Origin of the sequence: Neochlamydia sp. TUME1 (genome assembly GCF_000813645.1) — a bacterium.
Lineage (GTDB): Bacteria > Chlamydiota > Chlamydiia > Chlamydiales > Parachlamydiaceae > Neochlamydia.
Genome location: NZ_JRXI01000166.1, coordinates 1 through 5451 on the forward strand (window position 1 = coordinate 1; position 5451 = coordinate 5451).

At 39.3% G+C, this 5451-nt stretch carries 7 protein-coding genes and 1 pseudogene; 6 read left to right on the plus strand and 2 right to left on the minus strand.

The genetic code is table 11. The annotated features are described in order from the left end of the window. Positions 1-204: 204 nt before the first annotated feature. Positions 205-1605, plus strand: a complete 1401-nt coding sequence (locus DB41_RS07895; protein ID WP_202965118.1) for a peptide chain release factor 3 — start codon at positions 205-207, stop codon at positions 1603-1605. Beyond that, positions 1583-1810 (plus strand): hypothetical protein, encoded by a 228-nt coding sequence (locus DB41_RS12540; RefSeq protein WP_255350925.1) that lies wholly within the window; start codon positions 1583-1585, stop codon positions 1808-1810. Before DB41_RS07895 ends, DB41_RS12540 begins: the two co-directional genes overlap by 23 nt. A gap of 197 nt (positions 1811-2007) precedes the next feature. Here DB41_RS12540 and DB41_RS07900 read toward each other — a convergent pair whose 3' ends face one another. Continuing rightward, positions 2008-2577, minus strand: coding sequence for a hypothetical protein (locus DB41_RS07900; protein ID WP_039386153.1), 570 nt, complete (start codon positions 2575-2577; stop codon positions 2008-2010). 15 nt (positions 2578-2592) lie between these two features. On the opposite strand from DB41_RS07900, the gene DB41_RS12335 reads away from it, so the two are divergent. Both DB41_RS12335 and DB41_RS12340 read left to right on the plus strand, forming a co-directional pair. After that, positions 2593-3069, plus strand: coding sequence for an A/G-specific adenine glycosylase (locus tag DB41_RS12335; RefSeq protein WP_238578471.1), 477 nt, complete (start codon positions 2593-2595; stop codon positions 3067-3069). A gap of 110 nt (positions 3070-3179) precedes the next feature. Continuing rightward, the gene (locus DB41_RS12340; RefSeq protein ID WP_238578472.1) at positions 3180-3641 is read left to right on the plus strand and encodes an NUDIX domain-containing protein; all 462 of its coding nucleotides are present in this window, start codon (positions 3180-3182) and stop codon (positions 3639-3641) included. 228 nt (positions 3642-3869) lie between these two features. Here DB41_RS12340 and DB41_RS12345 read toward each other — a convergent pair whose 3' ends face one another. Beyond that, positions 3870-4022: a hypothetical protein gene (locus tag DB41_RS12345; protein WP_238578473.1), complete on the minus strand. Its 153-nt coding sequence runs from the start codon at positions 4020-4022 to the stop codon at positions 3870-3872. Positions 4023-4114: 92 nt separating this feature from the next. On the opposite strand from DB41_RS12345, the gene DB41_RS07910 reads away from it, so the two are divergent. Together DB41_RS07910 and DB41_RS12350 are read left to right on the plus strand one after the other, a co-directional pair. After that, the gene (locus tag DB41_RS07910; protein WP_039386154.1) at positions 4115-4633 is read left to right on the plus strand and encodes a tetratricopeptide repeat protein; all 519 of its coding nucleotides are present in this window, start codon (positions 4115-4117) and stop codon (positions 4631-4633) included. A 543-nt stretch (positions 4634-5176) separates the two neighbouring features. Continuing rightward, a pseudogene (locus tag DB41_RS12350) lies at positions 5177-5451 on the plus strand (transposase); the annotation flags it as partial.

Genomic DNA, 5451 nt, shown 5'->3' on the forward strand with positions numbered 1-5451 from the left:
GGAAAAATATGGATGGCTTTTAATAATTAAGCCTCTAGTAGCTCAATCCTTTATTAAATTATTTTAATTAACAAAAGAAAGCCGTAGCTTCTCTAACATCTACCAAGCTAATTTATCGGAACTTCCTCCTTTAAGATGTTTGGGTTATATTAGCTAAAATGTTACACTATTTTTCATTTTAAACTAAACAATTACTGGAAAGATGTGAGCCCCTTAGAAAATAAAGTAGACCTGCAAGCTGAGATTTTTAAACGCCGGACATTTGCCATTATCAGCCATCCTGATGCGGGCAAAACGACCCTGACAGAAAAGCTGTTGCTATATTCCGGTATGCTTCATACCGCAGGAATTGTACGGGGGCGTAAAGGACGCAAAGCTGCCGCTTCCGATTGGATGGCTATGGAACAAGAAAGAGGGATTTCTATTACCTCCTCGGCCATGCAGTTTCCTTACAAAGAGACATTGATTAATATTTTAGATACCCCTGGTCACGAAGATTTTTCTGAAGACACCTATAGAACTCTCACGGCTGCCGACTGTGCTATTATGGTTATTGATGCTGCTAAAGGGGTTGAGAAACAAACGCGTAAGCTTTTCGAAGTGTGCCGACTTCGCAAAATCCCAGTCTTGACCTTTATTAATAAAATGGACATGCCTGGACGCGATCCCCTCGACCTTATGAACGAAGTAGAGAATGTGCTCGGTATTCAATCTACAGCTTTTAATTGGCCGATTGGCTGCGGAGCTTCTTTTAAGGGTGTATACGATCGATTAGAAAAGCAGGTGCTTCTTTTTGCAAAAACATCAGTAGGTGGCGCGCAAAAAGCTGAAATTACCCGTTATCCTCTAAACAGCCCTGAAATCGTTCTGCTTATGGGAGAAGAAGCTCACCATCATTTAATGCAAGAGCTAGAATTATTAGAAATGGCTGGTAACCCTTTTGATTATAAGCATTTTTTAGCAGGTAACGTGACTCCCGTATTTTTTGCATCGGCTTTAACCAATTTCGGTGTTGAACCTTTTTTTGATGCCTTTATCCATCTTGCCCCGCCTCCACAACCTCGCCTAGTTAACTTAAACAATGGAGAAGAAAAAACGCTCGACCCTGTAGAAGCACCGTTTAGTGCCTATGTTTTTAAAATACAAGCTAACATGGATAAAAAACATCGTGATAGCATGGCTTTTTTAAGAATTTGCTCAGGTAGATTTGAGCGCGACATGCTTGTTAAGCATCATCGCACGGCTAAAGAAGTACGCCTTTCGCGCCCTCATGGCATGCTAGCTGGAGAACGTACCATTGTGGATACAGGTTATGCTGGCGATGTAATCGGTGTAATTAATCCAGGCGTATTTTCCGTAGGCGATACCATTTCGACTAAAGGCGGTTTCAACTTTAAACCCATCCCCCATTTTCAACCCGAAATTTTTGCGCATGTTTCTCCCAAAGATGTGGGCAAGCGTAAATCCTTTGATAAAGGTGTTTATCAATTAACAGAAGAAGGAGCCATACAGCTTCTTAAACCTTACGAATATGGCGCTGAGCTAATTTTTTGCTGCTGTAGGGCAGCTACAGTTCGAAGTGATGCAATACCGCTTAAAAGATGAATATGGTGTCGATACAACAGTTTCTTCCTTACCCTACAAATGCAGTGCTTGGCTACTGGGTGATATTAAAACTTTTCAAAAACCTAGTAACAGCTTAATCGTCCAAGACCGTTACAATCGGCCGATCGCTTTATTTACTGAGACATGGGAAAAGCAGTATGCTGTTAAACAAAACCTTGAGCATCAACTGGTAGATATCCTTTAATAAAAAAGCTCTTTTTAGAATTTTCATTAACTTTTTTGCTAAAACACCTAACTTTTATCTGTGTTAAAAGCGTAACAAGCATAACTTTGCTTAACCTTGTCCCCTCAGCCTTCAAAGGCCAAGCTTTACTACAATAGACTTTAAGTGAGCTAACTTATGGACTGTTTCTTAAAAAATTAAAGACATATCTGAAAACTTTAATTTTCTTCGGCCGTTCTTTCTATTGTTTGAAGAATCTGCTTAGGGAGAATAGAACTTTTTTGAGGCTTAACCCTAGCGGCTAGTCGAGGTTTGTATTGATGGGAATAATTTTCAGTCTCAGACTCATTTTGCTGATTGCCTAAAAGTAGTTTATTGTAAGTGTTTTGCTTTTCCATCTGCTCTGAAAGAGCTAGAATTTGATCCCGCAGAGTTAACAGCTCAATGTTATCAGCGCCTGCCAATCGAGCTAAATTTTTTAACCTTTCTTGATCGCTTTCAAGATCGGCATGCTCGGGATGAAGGTCTTTTAACTTATTGATTTCCTGCACCATTGTACCTCTGAAAGCTTGCATAGAATTTAGAAGAGGCTCTCTACTATTCATGATCACTTGAAAAGCTGGAGCATTTTGCGCCATAATAGCATACTGCTCTTCTTCCATATTGGCTAACAACTCGCGCAAAACATTTACGAGAGCGCTCATGGCAATTTTTAATGCTTCGTCTATCATCTTTACCTCATTAAGCTCATCACGTATAATATCATTTTTTCTATTGGAAAAATGCATATTTTATTAGGTTTTATGTATTCAATTGATTCTAAAAGGCTTAAAGAATGGTTCTTAGCTGAGAAACGCACTCTTCCCTGGCGTAATCATCCATCTCCTTATGCTGTCTGGGTGTCGGAGGTCATGTTGCAGCAAACGCAAGTCTCCGTGGTTATTCCTTACTTTCATCGATGGATGCAGCGCTTTCCCTCTATAGCTTCTCTTGCTGAAGCAGACCTTGATGAGATCATCAAATTATGGGAAGGCTTAGGATATTATTCAAGAGCAAGAAGCTTACATCAAGCCGCTCAATATGTTGTAACTCATCATCAGGGGCAACTCCCTTCTAATGAAGAGGAATTAAAAAAAATAAAAGGATTAGGCCCTTATACCGTGGGGGCCATTTTAAGTTTTGCTTTTCGCCAACGTGCTGCAGCTGTTGATGGCAATGTTATTCGCGTCTTATCCCGTTATTTTGAGATTAAAGAGGATTTTGCTAAAAAAAAACCGTAAATAATTTACGTAAAATTGCTCTAGAAATCCTCCCTGAGGATGAGGCTTGGATTCAAAATGAAGCTCTCATTGAACTAGGGGCAACAATATGTAAGAAAAAGCCTAAATGTATGGAGTGTCCTTTAAGATCTAGCTGTAAGGGCTATAGGAATGGTACAGCTCAGCAATTACCCTTTAAATCCACCAAAGTGGAGACAAGCTATCTATATCGAGCAGTTCCTATCATTATATTTGATAATAAATTACTTGTCAAACGAGGGCAAAAAGGTGAAATCATGTCCGATTTACATGAATTTCCTTATTTTGAAACTCCTCCCCTAGGCTGGAGCTATCAACGTCTTCAAGAAGAGATGTTTTTGCAATGGTCTTTAGAAACTCAATATATCAAAGAGCTTCCTCAAGTTAAGCACTCTTTTACAAGATATCAAGCTAGTTTAAAGCCCGTACTCTTTCACTCTTCGTATGAAAGGCCTATTGCAGATCATACCTGGCTCACTCATGAAACACTGAGGCAGCTGGCCTTTTCCTCAGGCCATCGTCGTATCTTCATGGGCCTAAATTTAAAAGCATGACTTTAAAGGTTCCTTGTTTCCCACCTCTTAAGCGGCGAAAGCTTTAAAATCTATCCCTTAAAATGCTAATGATCCTAGCAAAATTATCCCCTTAAAATAGCGGCGCAAACTTTTGCCTTTATTAAATAACAACTTGCTAAAAAAAGTATGAGGAGTAAATCTATTAGGCAAAAAGGAACACCTTCACCTAAACTTGAAGAAAGTGTTAACTTATAAAACTCAAGGAGCCTAAATCATCCCCTCCAATTCAACCTCTAGCATACAGACAGACTTTCGAGCCACAGTTTCAGCGAATATAGAAGATGCTGTCTCAGGGGAGTTGATGACTAAAGCGGTTACCTTAGTCCCTTGTGGCCACACCTTTAATGAAGATACCATCATCCAATGCTTAGCTCGTAATAAGCTCTGCCCCCATCCAATGCTTAGCTCGTAATAAGCTCTGCCCCTTAGATAGGCAGCCCATCAAAAATTATGTGCCCAACTATACGATCAGACACTTGGCTGAAACAGCCACCTCCCATCCTTTAGAAAAAGAACCTAAACAAGAGCCTAACGAAGAAGCCGAAAAGCATTTTTTAAGGGGTAAAGAATATGTTGAACAAGAAGACCATGAAGCAGCCATAGAAGCTTTACTGCAGGCTCTACATTTAAGCCCTAATTATGAAAAGGCCCAAACCTACCTAGAGTTTTGCCTTAAACGATCCTCACATTCTTCTTCAGTTCACCCATCCTCTTCACTTTCCCAGCCTATTTCTCGCCCTCTTTCCGAAAAACCCCAGAAAAAGATACTTTCCTCTTTAGGACATTCTAGTGAAGGTTATACTGAACTTTTATTCAATCTTCTGGAAGAACCGCAAATTCAAGGCAATCCAGCTTTAAAGAAAATGCTCGAAAACCAATTGGAAGAGTTGATGAGCCAGGAGAGTGAAGAGCTGACGAAGAAAGAAGAGATAAGCTATAAATGGACCAAAAATTTGCTAGGTGAAAATTAAAAGATAAGGCAATTTGCCCTAGAAAAACTACAGCAAAACCATAGCCCCCCCTCTCCCCATAGTTGCACTTCAACCTTCTACTTCCTCATCTTCTTTATCTATTCCCTCCTCTAACGAAGTTCGAGCTGTTTCTCCGCAGCCTATCTCTACGGTTACTCCTCAATCTCTCCTTTATACACCTCCTTTATCTAGCTCACCTGTCAAAGAAATTCAATCCCATTCTTCACCAGCTATGATCTCTCTTTACTACGAGATAGTACATTTCCATTTTCCTCACAAAAGGGGAAATTTTACAGAGCAAGCTTGTATTTTAGATTAGATTTATAAAATTGAACCTACCCTTGCTGTAGAAAAAAAAGCTCCTTACATCTTTAAGCAAGTCTTCAGCCTAGCCAAAGATCTTTCTCCCGTAGATTTCGAAGGAGAGAACACAATCAATAAGCTAGCTTATCTAATACTCGATGATATACTTTTTTCTTGTTGACTAATTTTTAATGAAATATTGTTATACCTTATCAATTAATTAAAAATAATTTTTTGTCTATGTTTTCTCAACCGCTTCCCTTTATTAAAGAATATCTAAATCAACTGGAAGTTGCCCTCAAACAAGAAAATCCTCATAATAATTTATCCAAAATTCAATGGTGTTGGCTAGCGTTTTGTTTGATGGGAATATTAGTTACTAATTCAATCTGTTGGGCAAAATTTGAGAGAGCTGGGCTTAAAAGCTATAAAAAGATGGCTTTATCGGCCATGTTTAGACGTGCTAAGATTGCTTGGAATAGTCTGCTAATTTGTAGTGTTCGCGCGGTCCTGCA

Coding starts and splice junctions, on each gene's coding strand:
- DB41_RS07900 (WP_039386153.1), bottom strand. CDS start 2,577: ATGCATTTTTCCAATAGAAAAAATGATATTATACGTGATGAGCTTAAT.
- DB41_RS12540 (WP_255350925.1), top strand. CDS start 1,583: ATGCAATACCGCTTAAAAGATGAATATGGTGTCGATACAACAGTTTCT.
- DB41_RS12335 (WP_238578471.1), top strand. CDS start 2,593: ATGTATTCAATTGATTCTAAAAGGCTTAAAGAATGGTTCTTAGCTGAG.
- DB41_RS12345 (WP_238578473.1), bottom strand. CDS start 4,022: ATGATGGTATCTTCATTAAAGGTGTGGCCACAAGGGACTAAGGTAACC.
- DB41_RS12340 (WP_238578472.1), top strand. CDS start 3,180: ATGGAGTGTCCTTTAAGATCTAGCTGTAAGGGCTATAGGAATGGTACA.